The sequence below is a fragment of the Symbiopectobacterium sp. RP genome (assembly GCF_050472005.1).
Lineage (GTDB): Bacteria > Pseudomonadota > Gammaproteobacteria > Enterobacterales > Enterobacteriaceae > Symbiopectobacterium.
Window position 1 is genome coordinate 429,433 of sequence record NZ_JBGOGS010000002.1, and the last position, 16,569, is coordinate 446,001.

Annotated in this window: 19 protein-coding genes and 1 pseudogene; 4 read left to right on the plus strand and 16 right to left on the minus strand. The window is 52.7% G+C overall.

Annotated elements, in window-relative coordinates; all coding sequences use genetic code 11:
* Positions 1-14 precede the first annotated feature (14 nt).
* Together trmH and recG are read left to right on the plus strand one after the other, a co-directional pair.
* Positions 15-701 carry a tRNA (guanosine(18)-2'-O)-methyltransferase TrmH gene (trmH, locus tag ACD630_RS20410; protein WP_430360459.1) on the plus strand — a complete coding sequence of 229 codons (687 nt, stop codon included), beginning with the start codon at positions 15-17 and terminating at the stop codon, positions 699-701.
* 11 nt (positions 702-712) lie between these two features.
* The gene (recG, locus tag ACD630_RS20415; protein ID WP_430360460.1) at positions 713-2,797 is read left to right on the plus strand and encodes an ATP-dependent DNA helicase RecG; all 2,085 of its coding nucleotides are present in this window, start codon (positions 713-715) and stop codon (positions 2,795-2,797) included.
* Positions 2,798-2,822: 25 nt separating this feature from the next.
* On the opposite strand, the gene ACD630_RS20420 is transcribed toward recG, so the two are convergent.
* Positions 2,823-3,053, minus strand: coding sequence for a hypothetical protein (locus ACD630_RS20420; protein ID WP_430358522.1), 231 nt, complete (start codon positions 3,051-3,053; stop codon positions 2,823-2,825).
* Positions 3,054-3,061: 8 nt separating this feature from the next.
* Positions 3,062-3,607: a transposase gene (locus ACD630_RS20425; RefSeq protein WP_430361217.1), complete on the minus strand. Its 546-nt coding sequence runs from the start codon at positions 3,605-3,607 to the stop codon at positions 3,062-3,064.
* A gap of 34 nt (positions 3,608-3,641) precedes the next feature.
* On the opposite strand from ACD630_RS20425, the gene ACD630_RS20430 reads away from it, so the two are divergent.
* Positions 3,642-4,463, plus strand: coding sequence for an IS630 family transposase (locus ACD630_RS20430; RefSeq protein ID WP_430360461.1), 822 nt, complete (start codon positions 3,642-3,644; stop codon positions 4,461-4,463).
* Positions 4,464-4,584: 121 nt separating this feature from the next.
* Here ACD630_RS20430 and ACD630_RS20435 read toward each other — a convergent pair whose 3' ends face one another.
* Positions 4,585-5,127, minus strand: coding sequence for a hypothetical protein (locus ACD630_RS20435; protein WP_430360462.1), 543 nt, complete (start codon positions 5,125-5,127; stop codon positions 4,585-4,587).
* Between the two features lie 35 nt (positions 5,128-5,162).
* Positions 5,163-6,542: a UDP-N-acetylmuramate:L-alanyl-gamma-D-glutamyl-meso-diaminopimelate ligase gene (gene mpl, locus ACD630_RS20440; RefSeq protein ID WP_430360463.1), complete on the minus strand. Its 1,380-nt coding sequence runs from the start codon at positions 6,540-6,542 to the stop codon at positions 5,163-5,165.
* Between the two features lie 166 nt (positions 6,543-6,708).
* Here mpl and fbp point away from each other — a divergent pair, with 166 nt between their 5' ends.
* On the plus strand, positions 6,709-7,713 hold the full coding sequence (gene fbp / locus ACD630_RS20445) for a class 1 fructose-bisphosphatase (protein WP_430360464.1): 1,005 nt from the start codon (positions 6,709-6,711) through the stop codon (positions 7,711-7,713).
* Between the two features lie 95 nt (positions 7,714-7,808).
* Here the strand turns inward: fbp and ruvX are convergent, their stop codons facing one another.
* The 12 genes and pseudogenes from ruvX to ACD630_RS20505 all read right to left on the minus strand — a co-directional run bounded on the left by ruvX (position 7,809) and on the right by ACD630_RS20505 (position 16,562).
* The gene (gene ruvX / locus ACD630_RS20450) at positions 7,809-8,237 is read right to left on the minus strand and encodes a Holliday junction resolvase RuvX (protein ID WP_430360465.1); all 429 of its coding nucleotides are present in this window, start codon (positions 8,235-8,237) and stop codon (positions 7,809-7,811) included.
* Positions 8,237-8,800 (minus strand): YqgE/AlgH family protein, encoded by a 564-nt coding sequence (locus ACD630_RS20455; RefSeq protein WP_430360466.1) that lies wholly within the window; start codon positions 8,798-8,800, stop codon positions 8,237-8,239. Before ACD630_RS20455 ends, ruvX begins: the two co-directional genes overlap by 1 nt.
* Before the next feature lie 9 nt (positions 8,801-8,809).
* Positions 8,810-8,932, minus strand: coding sequence for a hypothetical protein (locus ACD630_RS20460; protein ID WP_430360467.1), 123 nt, complete (start codon positions 8,930-8,932; stop codon positions 8,810-8,812).
* A gap of 109 nt (positions 8,933-9,041) precedes the next feature.
* Entirely contained in the window at positions 9,042-10,001 is a 960-nt protein-coding gene (gshB, locus tag ACD630_RS20465; protein WP_430360468.1) for a glutathione synthase, read from the minus strand.
* A 12-nt stretch (positions 10,002-10,013) separates the two neighbouring features.
* Entirely contained in the window at positions 10,014-10,748 is a 735-nt protein-coding gene (rsmE, locus tag ACD630_RS20470) for a 16S rRNA (uracil(1498)-N(3))-methyltransferase (RefSeq protein WP_430360469.1), read from the minus strand.
* A 121-nt stretch (positions 10,749-10,869) separates the two neighbouring features.
* Positions 10,870-10,989: pseudogene (locus ACD630_RS20475) on the minus strand (endonuclease); the annotation flags it as partial.
* 21 nt (positions 10,990-11,010) lie between these two features.
* Positions 11,011-11,439, minus strand: a complete 429-nt coding sequence (locus tag ACD630_RS20480; RefSeq protein ID WP_430360470.1) for a transposase — start codon at positions 11,437-11,439, stop codon at positions 11,011-11,013.
* A complete protein-coding gene (locus tag ACD630_RS20485) occupies positions 11,423-12,631 on the minus strand; it encodes an IS256 family transposase (RefSeq protein ID WP_430361218.1) in 1,209 nt (402 codons plus the stop codon). Before ACD630_RS20485 ends, ACD630_RS20480 begins: the two co-directional genes overlap by 17 nt.
* Positions 12,632-12,726: 95 nt before the next feature.
* The gene (gene adk / locus ACD630_RS20490; protein ID WP_430360471.1) at positions 12,727-13,371 is read right to left on the minus strand and encodes an adenylate kinase; all 645 of its coding nucleotides are present in this window, start codon (positions 13,369-13,371) and stop codon (positions 12,727-12,729) included.
* A gap of 159 nt (positions 13,372-13,530) precedes the next feature.
* Positions 13,531-15,426 (minus strand): molecular chaperone HtpG, encoded by a 1,896-nt coding sequence (gene htpG, locus ACD630_RS20495; RefSeq protein ID WP_430360472.1) that lies wholly within the window; start codon positions 15,424-15,426, stop codon positions 13,531-13,533.
* A gap of 201 nt (positions 15,427-15,627) precedes the next feature.
* Positions 15,628-16,233 (minus strand): recombination mediator RecR, encoded by a 606-nt coding sequence (recR, locus tag ACD630_RS20500; RefSeq protein WP_430360473.1) that lies wholly within the window; start codon positions 16,231-16,233, stop codon positions 15,628-15,630.
* The gene (locus ACD630_RS20505; protein WP_430361219.1) at positions 16,233-16,562 is read right to left on the minus strand and encodes a YbaB/EbfC family nucleoid-associated protein; all 330 of its coding nucleotides are present in this window, start codon (positions 16,560-16,562) and stop codon (positions 16,233-16,235) included. Before ACD630_RS20505 ends, recR begins: the two co-directional genes overlap by 1 nt.
* Positions 16,563-16,569: the final 7 nt, after the last annotated feature.

The following is a 16,569-nucleotide window of genomic DNA, read 5'->3' on the forward strand; positions in this document are numbered from 1 at the left end:
GCAAGAGACATCGTATGACACCAGAACGCTACGCCCGCATCCAAGAGATGCTGACAAGCCGTCAACCCGATTTGACGGTGTGTATGGAACAGGTGCACAAACCCCACAATATTTCCGCTGTAATTCGTACCGCCGATGCCGTCGGCGTCCACGAAGTCCACGCCGTTTGGCCTACCAGCCGCATGCGTACACTGCTATCATCAGCAGCAGGCAGCAACAGTTGGGTACAGGTCAAAACACATCGCACCATCGCCGATGCCGTCTCGCATTTAAAAACGCAAGGCATGCAGATTCTGGCGACCAACCTGTCAGCCAAAGCGGTCGATTTTCGTGAAGTCGATTACACGCGACCGACCTGCATCCTGCTCGGTCAGGAAAAAACCAGCATCACGCAGGAAGCGCTCGCGCTGGCCGACCAGGACATCATCATTCCGATGATCGGCATGGTGCAATCCCTGAACGTGTCAGTCGCTTCTGCGCTGATCCTTTACGAAGCCCAACGCCAAAACGCGGGTATGTACCAGCGTGAAGAGGGCATGCTTGATGACGATGAACAACAGCGCTTGCTGTTCGAAGGAGGCTATCCGGTGCTGGCGCGCGTAGCGACGCGGAAAAAACTCCCCCGCCCGCGCATCGACAATCAGGGCCAGATCATTGCCGACACAGCATGGTGGGCAGCCATGCAATCCGCCGCCGAATAGCGAGAGCGCCAATGAAAAGCCACCTACTGAATAACCAACCGTTGAACACCCTCACGGGGGTCGGTGCCAGTCAGGCGGCTAAACTCGCGCGCCTCGGGTTGGAAACCGTGCAGGACGTGTTGCTGCACCTGCCGCTGCGTTACGAAGATCGCACCCACCTCTACGCCATTGGCGACCTGCTGCCCGGTATCTATGCCACCGTGGAAGGTGACGTGTTGCGCAACGATATCCTCTTTGGACGCAAACGTATGCTGACCTGCCAAATCAGCGACGGCAGCGGCGTGCTGACGATGCGCTTCTTCAACTTCAATGCCGCAATGAAAAATAGCCTGGCTCTAGGCCAGCACGTTATCGCCTACGGTGAAATCAAACGAGGCAAGAATGGGGCAGAGATTATCCACCCAGAATACCGCGTACAAGGTGATGCACAGCAACCGGTGGAATTACAGGCCTCACTGACACCGGTTTACCCAACCACGGAAGGAGTGCGTCAGGCCACGCTGCGCAAATTGACCGATCAGGCGCTGGAGCGTCTGGATGCACAACCGATAGAAGAGTTGCTGCCGCGGGAGCTAAGCCGCGGCATGATTGGGCTGCCTGAAGCGTTACATACTCTGCACCGTCCCCCGGCAGGCACGCAACTGAATGAGCTTGAGCACGGCAAACACCCGGCGCAAGTGCGTTTAATCATGGAAGAGCTGCTGGCGCATCACTTAAGCATGCTGGCGGTACGCGCCGGTGCGCAACGCCATCACCCCCTTGCACTGCAAGCACAGGACGCATTAAAAACGCGACTGTTGGCCGCCCTCCCGTTCGCACTGACTCAGGCGCAAACCCGCGTCATCAATGACATTGAAGCCGACATGGAGAAACCTTTCCCCATGATGCGTCTGGTACAAGGGGATGTCGGCTCCGGAAAAACGCTGGTGGCGGCCATGGCGGCACTGCGCGCCATCGCTAACGGCAAACAGGTGGCGTTAATGGCACCCACCGAACTGCTCGCGGAACAACACGCCATCAACTTTCGTCATTGGTTTGAGCCCCTTGGCATTGAGGTCGGCTGGCTGGCCGGCAAGCAAAAGGGCAAAGCACGCGTTGCGCAACAAGAAGCCATTGCCAATGGTCAGGTCAGTATGATCGTGGGTACGCACGCTATTTTTCAGCAGCAGGTGCAATTTAGTGGGCTAGCGCTGGTGATCATCGATGAACAGCACCGCTTTGGTGTGCATCAACGGCTAGCCTTGTGGGAAAAAGGGGTGGAACAGGGCTTTCACCCTCACCAGCTGATCATGACAGCAACACCAATCCCACGCACGCTGGCGATGACTGCCTATGCCGACCTGGATACGTCGGTCATCGATGAACTGCCGCCGGACAGAACACCTGTGACAACGGTCGCCATCCCCGATTCTCGCCGTGAGGATATTATCACCCGCGTCGATCGTGCCTGTCGGGAAGAAGGGCGACAGGCCTATTGGGTCTGCACGCTGATTGAAGAGTCCGACCTGCTGGAAGCACAAGCCGCTGAAGCCACCTGCGAAGGGCTGAAGACCGCACTGCCAGGTCTGCGAATTGGATTGGTACACGGCCGGATGAAAGCGCAAGAGAAGCAGGCGGTGATGCAGGCATTTAAACAGGGCGAACTGCAACTGCTGGTGGCAACCACGGTCATCGAAGTGGGGGTGGATGTGCCCAACGCCAGCCTGATGATAGTCGAAAACCCAGAGCGGCTGGGTCTGGCACAATTGCACCAGCTGCGCGGTCGAGTCGGACGTGGTGCCATTGCCTCCCACTGCGTATTGCTCTATAAGACGCCGCTAAGTAAAACTGCACAGCAGCGCTTGCAGGTGATGCGCGACAGCAACGACGGTTTCGTTATTGCGCAACGGGATTTAGAGATTCGCGGTCCCGGCGAACTGCTGGGTACGCGGCAAACCGGCAGCGCCGAGTTTAAAGTAGCGGATTTACTGCGCGATCAGGCACTGATCCCCGAAGTACAACGCGTAGCTCGTCACCTTCATGCACACTATCCAGAACATGCCAAAGCGCTAATTGAACGTTGGTTACCGGAGCGAGTGCGCTATACCAATGCCTAGCGCCCTAGGCATTGGTATCTACACATCATAAAGGGTTAAAAACCACCATAGCGAAGTGGGCAAGTTCTTCCGGGGTATAGTCTGCTAATAACGTCAAGGTATTTAGCAGGATGGATAGTCCGGCAAGCAGCGCTGGGGCGCTTTCTTTACGCCCTCGTTTTTGTTGTCGTCCGGATAATCGGCAAATTAACTGACGGGCTGCCGCATTGTCGTCTCCTTCAGCGCGTTGCAGCCGCCATACCAGCACACATGCCATGCTAGATGCTAGATGCTAGCTATCAATAACCTGCGTAGCAGGGCACCAGCACTGCGCTGAAGCCATTTTTCTACATCATAACCGGCACCTTTCAGCAGCTTAAAAAAGGATTCAATACCCCAGCGCCAGTAATACCAGCGAGCAACTTCCGCGCTGGTGATCTCGTTGCTAACGTTTGTGAGCAGCGTCCAGCGTCCGATAAATTTACCGTGAGTATCGGTAAGGCGAACCACAACTAATCTGAGTGTCAGAGCTACGCCTGGCTGAACTTTCACTCGCCGTCCGGTGTTCTTGTCTTTCCGCTTCGCTTTTGCTGTTCGCGTTATGATCACGGATGTTTCCCCGATCTCCATATTGACTTTTTTCCCTTTCCAGCCAACCTGTCCGTTTGCGATAAATGGCAGATCGTCTGCAATTTCACCAATTTTACGGGTGTCACCGCCCCACTCGGCCCGATGCCCTTCCTTTCCCCGGATAAGCCAACATATTCCCTGGGAGCTTAATGTGCGCATATGCCCGATAGAGTCACCTTCACGGTCAATGAGATGAACTATAGCTAAACGACTTAATTTTGATTACATTATTTAAATGAGCTATTCAATTGATTTTAGACGTAAAGTGATATCTACACGGGAAGAAGAAGGGTTGAGTATCCGGGAAACAGCGAAGCAATTTCGGATTGGCCCTGCCTCTGTATCGCGTTGGATTAATCAAATAGCGTCAAAAGCATCGACCACGCGTCAGCGAAAGAGCGATAAATCCGAGTTGATAAAAGATGTTGAACCATATCCAGATGCTTACCAAAAAGAACGTGCAGAGCGTTTTGGCGTTTGTCAGAAGGCCATTTGGCAAGCTCTTAAAAAGCTGGGATTGACCTATAAAAAAACGCTACGTCATCCGAAAGCCGACGGAAGCGCCCGGCAAGCATTTCAACAAAAAATACAACAGTATGAAAAAGAAGGTAAACCTATTGTTTTTATTGATGAAAGTGGTTTTCCAGATGATACCCCACGGACTCACGGCTATTCCCCAAAAGGTCAACGGTGTTTTGGGCTGAAGAACGGGGGAGCCAAGGGAAGAACAAATGTTATCGGCGCTTTATTAGGCACAACGCTGTTTGCTATCGGATTATTTGATATCAATATTAACAGCGATGTTTTCTATTCCTGGGTCACACAAGTCCTTATCCCAGTACTCCCTAAAAACAGGGTAATCGTGATGGACAATGCAACTTTTCACAAAAAACATAATATTCAACAAGTCATCATCGATGCAGGGTATATGGTGGAGTATTTGCCTACATATTCGCCAGATCTTAACCCCATTGAGCATAAATGGGCACAAGCAAAAAGCAAAAAAAGAGAGAGTGGTTGCGATACAGAGATTTTGTTCTCAGTCCATATGGTGTAATCAAAATTAAGTCGCTTGGCTATAACTTCTTCCCGGTATCAAGAGACTCAACGCGGGCGATATAGCCAACCGACTTAAAAATGATTACAGCCAATGCCCTGATATGTGGTAAAAAATACAGCTAATTGTTATCAAAATAATGTCGCTTGGCGATATCAGCCGTCAAAGCATCCATATGAGTCAGACTCTCAGACAAGCCCTCGGTTAGCGTTGAACGACAACCCGCCCTATCGGTTAGAGTTTGAGACAGGGGCGCTATTGGTAAACCATTTGCAGCATCAACCAGTAGGCTGGTTTGTAGTTCATAACCGACGTCGCCACCATGCGTCATTTTCAAACGTTCTTCTTTCCCATTGTGGGTACGAAACTGTAAATGAGACCAGTCGTGAACGACGGGAGCGTATGGATGCGGGCTAAGTGCAACCTGCCGGAGAGCCAGCGAAATAATCGGTTCATTGAGCTGACTGAAGCTAATACGTTCATTATTAAAAAAACGCCAAACGGCCTGAGTAGTGGCGAATGTTGTTTTCTGCGCGCAGGCAAGGTCTTTAACGGCTGACGCCAATGGTGCTGGGGGAGTCATGTGTTGCTTAACCAGACGCTGATAACGCCGGTTAAGGCGGGCATCAATCCCGCCGATGGATAAGTTGAGATCATGCAGCAACGTGATAGCAGATATTGCAAAAGATGTGTAGATACCTATGGATCCTGAGCAGAGGCTGCTTTCTTCTCCAACGCCGCCAATAAGGTGTTGTGAATATTCCCGAATCCGCCGTTACTCATCACCAGAATATGATCGCCCGTTTGAGCGGTTTTGGCGATCATCTCGACCACCGTGTCGATATCCGCGCTCCAGTGTGCTGGCTGTACACAGGCGTCAGCCACTTCCACCACCTGCCACGGAATGTGCTGCGGCTGGAACAGGAACACCTCATCTGCGCGGCCTAGTGATGGAGCCAGTTCATTCTTGATAACACCCATTTTCATGGTGTTTGAGCGCGGTTCCAGCACGGCCAGAATGCGTGCCGTTCCACCTACTTTGCTGCGTAAGGCTGCCAGAGTAGCAAGAATTGCCGTCGGGTGGTGCGCAAAATCGTCGTAGACGCTGATATTGTTGACGGTCCCGCGCAGTTCGAGGCGGCGGCGGGCATTGATAAATCCACCCAGCGCACGGCAGGCTTCGGCTGCGGGCACGCCCACATGGCGTGCCGCCGCGATGGCCATCAGGGCGTTATGCATGTTGTGCTCGCCTACCAGTTTCCAGCGCACTTCGCCGACCAACTCATCGTTCAGATAAACCTGAAATTCGCTGGCATCGGTCGTGACTTTTTTCGCTTTCCAAACACCGTCGTCGCCAACCAGTTCCTGCTCACTCCAACAGCCCATGCCCATCACCTGTTTAAGGTGTAAGTCATTGCCTGGAAGAATGATTTTACCGGTTCCCGGCACCAGGCGAACCAGATGGTGGAACTGTTTCTGAATGGCTTTCAGATCATCAAAAATATCTGCATGATCGAATTCGAGGTTGTTCAAGATCAGCGTGCGCGGCGCGTAGTGCACGAATTTTGAACGTTTGTCGAAGAACGCACAGTCATATTCGTCGGCTTCCACTACCATAAAGGTGCCGCCGCCCAAGCGGGCAGAAACGGTGAAGTTGCCGGGAACACCGCCGATGACGAAGCCGGGCTGGTAGCCGCAGGCTTCCAGAATCCAGGTTACCATCCCAGCTGTGGTGGTTTTACCGTGTGTGCCCGCGACGGCAATCACCCAGCGTTCACGCAGCACGGCGTCATGCAGCCACTGCGGCCCGGAGACGTAGGGAATGTTTTTTTCCAGCACCGCCTCAACGCAAGGGTTGTCGCGACTCATGGCGTTGCCAATGATCACCAAATCTGGCGCAGGATCTAACTGTGCCGGGTCATATCCCTGGATGAGGCTGATGCCTTGTTCTTCCAGCAACGTGCTCATCGGCGGATAGACGTTGGCATCCGAACCGGTAACCTTATGTCCCAGTGAACGAGCGAGCAGTGCTAAACCGCCCATAAAGGTGCCGCAGATGCCCAAAATATGAATACGCATATATTTTCCATCAGTTCCTGAAAGTCTTCGCGTATTCTAGCGCCTGAATTACGCATAAGAAATGGATTTGACTAGGTGCGGCTTTCTGTTTGGGCTACACTGCATGCGCAAACATGAGCGGTGAAAACTGAAACCGCTTTTCATTCGTAGATTCTGGAATAGTGTTATGAAAACGTTAGGCGAATTTATCGTCGAAAAACAGCACGATTTCTATCACGCAACCGGTGAACTGACCGCGCTGTTGTCCGCACTCAAACTGGGCGCCAAAATTATTCACCGTGATATCAACAAAGCTGGGTTGGTTGATATCCTAGGAACCAGCGGCGTGTCGAACGTTCAGGGCGAAGTGCAGATGAAGCTGGATCTGTATGCCAATGAAAAACTGAAAGCGGCACTGAAAGCGCGTGGCGAAGTAGCGGGGATTGCCTCCGAAGAAGAAGATAAGATCGTCGTTTTTGAAGGCGACCGCGGTCTAAACGCCAAATATGTGGTGTTAATGGACCCGCTGGATGGGTCTTCCAACATTGATGTTAACGTATCTGTTGGCACCATCTTCTCCATTTACCGTCGTATTACCCCGTTGGGTACGCCGGTCACGGAAGCGGATTTCCTGCAATCGGGTAACAAACAGGTGGCAGCAGGGTATATCGTGTACGGTTCCTCGACCATGCTGGTGTACACCACCGGTCACGGTGTGCATGCTTTTACCTATGATCCTTCTCTGGGCGTTTTCTGTCTGTCACACGAGCGTGTGCATTTCCCTGAAAAAGGGAACATGTACTCGATTAACGAAGGGAACTACATCAAATTCCCGCAGGGCGTGAAGAAATACATCAAGTATTGCCAGGAACAGGATGAAGCAACGCAGCGTCCTTATACCTCGCGCTATATCGGCTCACTGGTGGCGGATTTTCACCGTAACCTGCTGAAAGGCGGCATCTACTTGTATCCGAGCACCGCAAGCTATCCGAAAGGAAAACTGCGCTTGCTGTACGAATGCAACCCGATGGCATTCCTAGCAGAACAGGCAGGCGGTAAAGCTAGCGATGGCGCACGCCGTATTCTTGATATTGAGCCGGAGAAATTACACCAGCGCTGCCCATTCTTTGTCGGCACCGAATCCATGGTGAACGACGTGGAACGTTTCATCGCTGAGTTTCCGGACGAATAGCGACAGTTTGCACAAACGCCGCTGAGAGGTATTGTCATACCCTAACGACTTCGCGTGGCCAACATCTGTGCTACGTGAAATAGGATGGTATCGCTTTACTGCCCCGACGTTTGACGACTGAACCAGCTTTCCAGAATAATGACGGCCGAGGTGACATCCACTTGGCCTTTATTCAATGCGCGAAACCCACCGCGTTCAAACAGGTCTGCCCGTGCTTCTACGGTGCTCAGACGTTCATCCTGTAATTCGACCGGTTTGCCAAAACGGCCATGTAAGCGGTTGGCGAATTTTCGCGCTCTTGCGGTCAGCTCCTGCTCGGTGCCATCCATGTTCAGCGGCAATCCCACCACCAGTAAATCAGGCTGCCACTCGTTGATTATTTTTTCTACCTGGTTCCAGTCAGGCACGCCGTCCTGCGCCTTGAACGCGGTAAGCGCTCGCGCGGTGCCAGTGACCTCTTGGCCGATGGCTACGCCGATGCTTTTGGTGCCAAAATCGAAGGCTAGCAGGGTTCGGTTGATCATCAGGCATGCCCCGCATCGGCCACGATATTGTGGATATCGATACCGATCCTTTTGGCCGCCATGCGCCAACGCTCTGCGATCGGGGTATGGAACAGAATATCGGCTTCTGCCGGGGCGGTGAGCCACACGTTTTCCAGCAGTTCCGTTTCCAATTGTCCCTGTTCCCAGCCGGAATACCCTAAGGCAACCATCGTTTCGCTGGGCTGTGTCGGTGTGCCCAGCGTCTCCAGCACATCTTTTGACGTGGTAACCATCACATCGCTGGAAATACCGATGCTGGAAGCAAAACCTGACTGCGGCGTGTGCAGAATAAAACCGCGATCGTCTGCCAGCGGACCACCGGAGAACACCGGTTTATTCAGACGAATATCGGGATCGCGCGGCGTCGGCTCGATATGCAGCTTGCTCAGTATGTCTTCTACCGAAAATTGGTCCATCGGTTTGTTGACGATAAGCCCCATTGCGCCGTCTTCATTGTGCTCAAATATATAGATCAGGGCGTGTTTGAAAACCGGGTCCTGAACGGCTGGCATGGCGATAAGAAAATGATGCTGTAAATTCATTGTGCGTGGTTATTCGCTCTTGTCAGAATTAGGGGAAGCCCGTGTTGCCACGGGCTGGTATCGGTGGGTATCCAGCATGCTGGGCACCGACTGCAAGATATAGCCAACCGACTTAAAAATGATTACAGCCAATGCCCTGATATGTGGCAAAAAAATACAGCTAATTGTTATCAAAATAATGTCGCTTGGCTATACCTTAACGCGGAGTGCCTTAACGTAGAGCACATTAACGCACGGGACGTTAACGTTGGCGATCTGCCAGGCGGCGCTCAATGGCATCCATCAGCATACCGGTGATGGAAACGTCAGGAAATGCCGCTTCGATTTCCCGCACGCAGGTAGGGCTGGTCACATTGATTTCCGTCAGCCGATCGCCGATGACGTCAAGACCGACAAAAATCAGCCCTTTCTGTTTCAACGTAGGTGCCACCGCGCGAGCGATTTGCCAATCGCTTTCCGTCAGCGGGCGAGCTTCACCGCGTCCGCCCGCGGCTAGGTTACCACGCGTTTCACCGCTTTTCGGGATACGCGCCAGGCAATAAGGCACGGATTCGCCATCCACTACCAGAATGCGTTTGTCACCGTCTTTGATGGCGGGCAGATAGTTTTGCGCCATGCAGTAGCGCTGGCCGTGTTCGGTCAGGGTTTCGATGATGACTGAAACGTTAGCGTCATCCTGTTTCAGTCGGAAAATCGATGCGCCGCCCATGCCATCCAGCGGTTTGAGGATCACATCACCATGCTGCTGGTGAAACTGACGCAGTTTGTCGGCGCGGCGTGTGACCAGCGTATCCGGCGTCAGGTGCGGGAACCAAGCGGTAAACAGCTTCTCGTTACAGTCACGTAGGCTTTGCGGCTTGTTGACGATCAGCGTGCCTTTTTCTTCTGCCCGCTCTAGGATATAGGTGGCATAGATGAATTCGGTATTGAACGGCGGATCCTTACGCATCAGGACCGTATCCAGTTCGTGCAGGGCGATATCCTGCTCGCCGTGAAAATCGTACCAGCCATCATAGTCGTACTGTACGCTGAGGCGACGCGTGGTGGCACGGGCTTCAACGGCATGAAGATAGAGGTCGTTCATCTCCATGTAATGCAGCTCATAACCGCGGCGTTGCGCTTCCAGCAGCATGGCAAAGCTGGTGTCTTTCTTGATGTTGATGGAATCGATGGGATCCATCACGATGCCAAGCTTGATCATGGTTTTTCTCCTTTACCCCACATCGCCGAAACGCACCTGTAAGGCGGTAATGGCGGTAAGTGCAGTCGTTTCAGTACGTAAAACGCGTGGCCCCAACAGAATGTCGGTGAAGTGGTGCTGGGCCGTCATCGCAATCTCATCGGCAGACAGGCCCCATTCGGGACCAATGAGTAACCGAACGCGTGAGAGCGTTGCAGGCAGCGTATTGATGCTGTGCTTCGCACGCGGGTGCAAATTCAATTTCAGCGCTTCATCGTGCTCGGAGCACCACACTTCGAGCGACATGGCGGGTCGGATTTCAGGTATCTGGTTTCGGCCACACTGCTCACAGGCGGCGATGGCGATTTTTTGCCACTGCACGATTTTTTTCTCTAGCCGCTCACCGTCCAGCTTCACGCCGCAACGTTCAGAAAACAGCGGTGTGATGACATTCACCCCGAGCTCAATGGATTTTTGCACGGTGAACTCCATCTTCTCGCCACGCGACATTACCTGGCCCAGATGCAGATGGAGCGGTGACTCTTTGTCCTGCCAAACGCCGGGTTGCGCGCGGACGATAACCTGCCTTTTACTGACCGACAGGATCTCGGCGGCAAAAACGTGGTTACTGCCGTCAAAAAGCTGCAACGCGTCGCCCGGATTCATGCGTAGCACACGGCCCACATGATTGGCGGCATCTTCGCTCAATTCGATGTCACCCCCCGTGAGCGGCACGGCCGCGGGGTGAAAAATACGCGGTATTCGCATAGGTCTATCTTGGCCTTCGGTGATTCACAAGCGCGTGTCTGGTGACGATGTTTTTTACGCTAGCCGCAGCACATCTCGTGGTCTGCGGCGTTGGTTGAACGCTCTATAGTAGGTAGTGGAACTAGCGCTGGCAAGCCTGCTGAACGTAAGGATTATGATTCCCCTGCCGCTCGGCAATGCGCTGGTCACGAGTGCATTCCCAGGATGTCACCGGGTAGCGCTTGTCCCATGCGGTAAATATAGCCAAGCGACTTAATTTTGATTACACCATATGGACTGAGAACAAAATCTCTGTATCACAACCACTCTCTCTTTTTTTGCTTTTTGCTTGTGCCCATTTATGCTCAATGGGGTTAAAATCTGGCGAATATGTAGGCAAATACTCCTCCATATACCCTGCATCGATGATGACTTGTTGAATATTATGTTTTTTGTGAAAAGTTGCATTCTCCATCACGATTACACTGTTTTTAGGGAGTACTGGGATAAGGACTTGTGTGACCCAGGAATAGAAAACATCGCTGTTAATATTGATATCAAATAATCCGATAGCAAACAGCGTTGTGCCTAATAAAGCGCCGATAACATTTGTTCTTCCCTTGGCTCCCCCGTTCTTCAGCTCAAAACACCGTTGACCTTTGAGCCTGTTTAAGATTTTGTGTAAATGCCTTTCCTCAGAAGTGACCGTCAAGGCGGTCACCGAACTCGATAATAAAGCGACTCATTGCCATACGCCAGTCCTGTAAGGGCATCGTCCATTTCTGTGATGCCGCCTGGATTGCCAGCCATACGACCTTCTTCACCGAGTCATCAGTCGGGAACACCTTGCGTTTCTTGATTGCATGCCGGAGCACGCTGTTCAGTGATTCTATAGCGTTCGTCGTGTAGATTACCTTGCGAAGTTCCTGCGGGTACGAGAAGAATGTCGACAGGTTGGCCCAGTTTGACTGCCAGCTCCGGCTTATCTGCGGATAGCGGTGATCCCATGTCCCACCGAACGCCTCCAGCGCCTGAAGCGCGGCCTCTTCGGTTGGAGCCTGATACACTGCTTTGAGGTCGCGTGTTACCGCCTTATCGTCCTTCCAGGCAACGAAGCGCAGACTGTTGAGCACCATGTGCACGATGCACAACTGGATGCGGGCTTCCGGGTAGACCGTGTTGATGGCATCCGGGAACCCTTTCAGGCCGTCCACACAGGCAATGAGGATGTCGGTCAGGCCACGGTTTTTCAGTTCTGTCAGCACGTTCAGCCAGAACTTTGCACCTTCATTTTCGGCCAGCCACATCCCCAGTAGCTCTTTCTGGCCTTCGATATTGATACCCAGCGCCAGGAACACAGACTTATTGATAACGCGGCTGTCCTGCCGGACTTTCAGAACGATACAGTCAAGGTAAACAATGGGATAAACCGCATCCAGGGGGCAATTTTGCCATTCAACAACCTGCTCCATAACGGCATCGGTGACCTTCGATACCAGGGCGGGTGAGACATCCGCGTCATACAGTTCTTTGAACGCAGCGGCAATTTCGCGGGTGGTCATCCCTTTGGCATACAACGATAAAATCTGGTTATCCATCCCGGTGAGCCGGGTCTGGTTCTTCTTCACCAGTTGCGGTTCAAAGGAACCATCACGATCACGTGGTGTACGCAGTTCCAGTGGACCATCGCCGGTGGTAACAGTCTTTGTGGAGTAGCTATTGTGCGTGTTAGTTCCAGATTTGGACTGGTGCTTCTCATGCCCGAGGTGATGGGTCATTTCAGCATTAAGGGCAGCTTCAACGCTGATCTTTTTCAGCAGGCGATCAAACTGGTTGAGAGCGTCAGGGGTTTTGAGATTTTTGGCCAGCTCGTTAGACAGAGCCTGTAACTGTTTTTCGTCCATAAAGTAACCTGCTTTTGATGTTGGATTGAACATATCAAAATCAGGCAATTACACAATCTCGTGTACAGGCTCTTTTCATACGACACTGCGATAGGTTAACCCAAGATGGATTCCAACTCAGTGCGCACTTGTACTACCTGACGGGTTCCGTCTACTTTGTGGTAGCGGGTACTGCCTGCCTTGGCTTCTTTCTGGTAGTAGTCCACCAGCGGCGCAGTTTGCTGATGGTATTCCACCAGACGTTTACGCACGGTATCTTCATGATCGTCTTTACGGATGGTCAGTTCTTCACCCGTGACATCGTCTTTACCTTCAACCTTTGGCGGGTTGTACTTCACGTGGTAAACACGACCTGATGCAGCATGCACGCGACGGCCAATAATGCGATCGACAATCAGTTCGTCAGGCACAGCGAACTCAATAACGTTATCAACCTGAATGCCAGCGTCTTTCATGACATCCGCTTGCGGAATGGTGCGAGGAAAACCATCCAGCAGGAAACCGTTACGGCAATCATCCTGGGTGATACGCTCTTTTACCAAGGCAATAACCAATTCATCTGTGACCAGTTTGCCTGCGTCCATGATTTCTTTGGCCTGTTTGCCCAGTTCTGTCCCGGCTTTCACCGCCGCACGCAACATATCACCCGTGGAAATTTGCGGAATGCCATACTTTTCCATAATGAATTGTGCTTGAGTGCCTTTGCCTGCGCCCGGAGCGCCCAGCAGAATAATACGCATTGCGTAAATCCCCTTGCTATGTAGATTTTTTAAAATAAATTTGAAAACGCTCAACCATACCATTCCAGAGGCTTATCCTCAAGGAACGGGCTCGCTTCAGCGTGTCACAGTGCGAAAAAAACCCGGCTAAAAACCGGGTTTTCGGAAAAGTGTGAGCGGTTATGCACTCAGCAGTTTGTTCATACGACGGATAAACTGGTTAGGATCTTCCAGCGTGCCGCGTTCAGCCAGCAGCGCCTGCTCCAGCAGCAGTTCAACCCACTCGCCAAACTGCACGTCATCGCCGGTGTTTGCAGCGCGTTTCACTAACGCATGCTCAGGGTTGAGTTCAAAGATATATTTCACTTCCGGCGCATTCTGCCCAGCGGCGGCAAACAGCTTCGCCATCTGCGTGCTCATGTCATTGGCATCGGTGGTGACGATGGCAGGCGTATCAGTCAGGCGATGCGTCAGGCGCACCTCTTTGACGCGTTCACCCAGCAGCGTTTTCACGCGCTCCACAAACGGTTCCAGGGATTTTTCCGCTTTTTTACGCTCGTCGTCGTCACTGGCATCATCCGCCAGCTTATCCAGCGCTTCATCCGCTTTGCTGACGGACTGTAAGGACTTACCGTCAAACTCGGTCAGGTAGCTCATCATCCACTCATCGACGCGGTCAGAAAGCAGCAGCACTTCGATGCCTTTCTTGCGGAACAGCTCCAGATGCGGGCTGCTCTTCGCAGCGGCATAACTGTCGGCAGTGATGTAGTAAATCTTCTCCTGCCCTTCGACCATACGGCTGACATACTCTTCCAGCGATACCGTCGGGGCTGAGCTGTCGCCGTGGGTGGAAGCGAAGCGCAGCAGTTTGGCAATGGCTTCACGATTGCCACCGTCCTCAGCAGGGCCTTCTTTCAGCACCAGACCAAACTGTAGCCAGAAGGTTTGGTATTTTTCAGCGTCGTCTTTTGCCAGTTTTTCCAGCATCTGCAACACGCGTTTGGTCAGTGCATTACGCAGATTCTGGGTAACTCGGCTGTCTTGCAGGATTTCACGAGAAACGTTGAGCGGCAGATCGTTGGAGTCGATCAAGCCACGCACGAAGCGCAAGTAGTTCGGCATGAACTGCTCGGCGTCATCTATGATGAACACGCGCTGAACATAGAGTTTCAGGCCATGTTTATGATCGCGGTTCCACATGTCCCACGGTGCCTGAGAAGGGATGTAGAGCAGGCTGGTGTACTCCTGCTTCCCTTCTACGCAGTTATGGCTCCAGCTCAGCGGATCGCTGAAATCGTGAGCAATGTGCTTGTAGAATTCTTTGTATTCATCTTCGGTCACATCCGCTTTATTGCGCGTCCACAGCGCCTGTGCCTTGTTAACCTTTTCCCAAGTGACCGTCGGCTCGCCGCCTTCTTCTTCGCTCGGTGTATGGGTTTCAATTTCCACCGGCAGCGCGATGTGATCGGAGTATTTACCGATAATGGAACGCACGCGCCACTCATCGAGGAACTCATCTTCCCCTTCGCGCAGGTGCAGGGTGATCTCGGTACCACGATCGGCCTTGACCACATCCGCCACGGTGTACTCACCTTCACCCACCGATTCCCAGAACACACCCTCTTCTGCCGCCGCGCCCGCTGCACGGGTACGCACCGTCACTTTATCCGCAACGATAAACGCAGAGTAGAAGCCCACACCGAATTGACCGATGAGCTGGCTGTCTTTGGCTTGATCGGAGCCGATAGATTCCAAAAACGCTTTGGTACCCGATTTGGCAATGGTGCCCAGATTATCGATAACTTCATCGCGGCCCATCCCGATGCCGTTGTCCGCGATGGTTAGGGTACGCTGCTCTTTATTGGTGGAAACGCGTACGTGCAGTTCTCCATCCCCTTCATAGAGCGCTGGCGAAGATAAGGCGCGAAAACGTAACTTGTCTGCCGCATCAGAGGCGTTGGAGATCAATTCACGCAGGAAAATTTCTTTATTGGAATAAAGTGAATGGATCATCAAGTGCAGCAATTGCTTCACTTCAGATTGAAAACCGCGCGTTTCTTGGCCCTTCATGCTCATTGTCACTTACCTCAATCCTAATAGTTAGTCAGGCTGATAATGTTCAATCCCTGTAGCGGGTGCGGGAATGGTGCCGATATTTCCGGCCAGTAGGCAAAAGGTGGGGATAAGGAGAAGGATTTTCAAGAGCAAAAAACAATTTATCCCCAGCGCGGCGTCAGGTGAAGAGAACACCACGCCAAGGAAAATGCAGCACAGCTGCTACAAACGGATGGGATGACGCCCCGCCAGCGAATGGGAGAGAGTGGTGCCATCGACCATTTCCAACTCACCGCCGACCGGCACGCCGTGCGCAATACGGCTCGCCACCACACCGTGCTGAGCACACAGTTCAGCAATGTAGTTGGCAGTCGCATCGCCTTCCACCGTCGGATTGGTGGCAAGAATCACTTCTGTCAGGTTTTCCTGCCCTAAGCGTTGTCCCAGCAGGTCGAGTCCGATATCGTCCGGCCCGATGCCGTCCAACGGTGACAGATGCCCCATCAACACAAAGTAACGGCCGGCAAACTGTCCGGTCTGCTCAATGGCATGGATATCTGCGGGGCTTTCCACCACGCAGATCTGTCCCGTTTGCTGACGACGCGGATTGGTGCAGATCGCGCAGCGTTCCTGCTCGGTAAAGGTGCAGCAATCCACACAGTGACCGATTTCAGACATGGCGCGCGTCAGCGCCTGCGCCAAACGCATACCACCACTGCGATCGCGTTGCAGCAATTGAAACGCCATGCGCTGTGCTGATTTCGGCCCCACGCCCGGCAAGCAGCGCAGCGCCTCCATCAATGACTCAAGGAGCGGACTGGTTTGCATCAGAACGGCATCTTGAAGCCAGGCGGCAACTGCATACCGCTGGAAACTGACGCCATTTTCTCTTTCTGAGTTTCGTCGATACGGCGCGCGGCATCGTTGAATGCGGCAGCGATCAGGTCTTCCAGCATCTCTTTATCATCTTCCAGCAGGCTGGGATCGATTTCGACACGACGGCAGTTGTGTGCACCGTTGATGGTGACTTTGACCAAGCCAGCGCCTGATTCACCGGTCACTTCCAGGTTGGCAATCTCTTCCTGCATTTTCTGCATGTTATCTTGCATCTGCTGGGCTTGCTTCATCAGATTGCCCAAACCACCTTTACCAAACATATGCTTC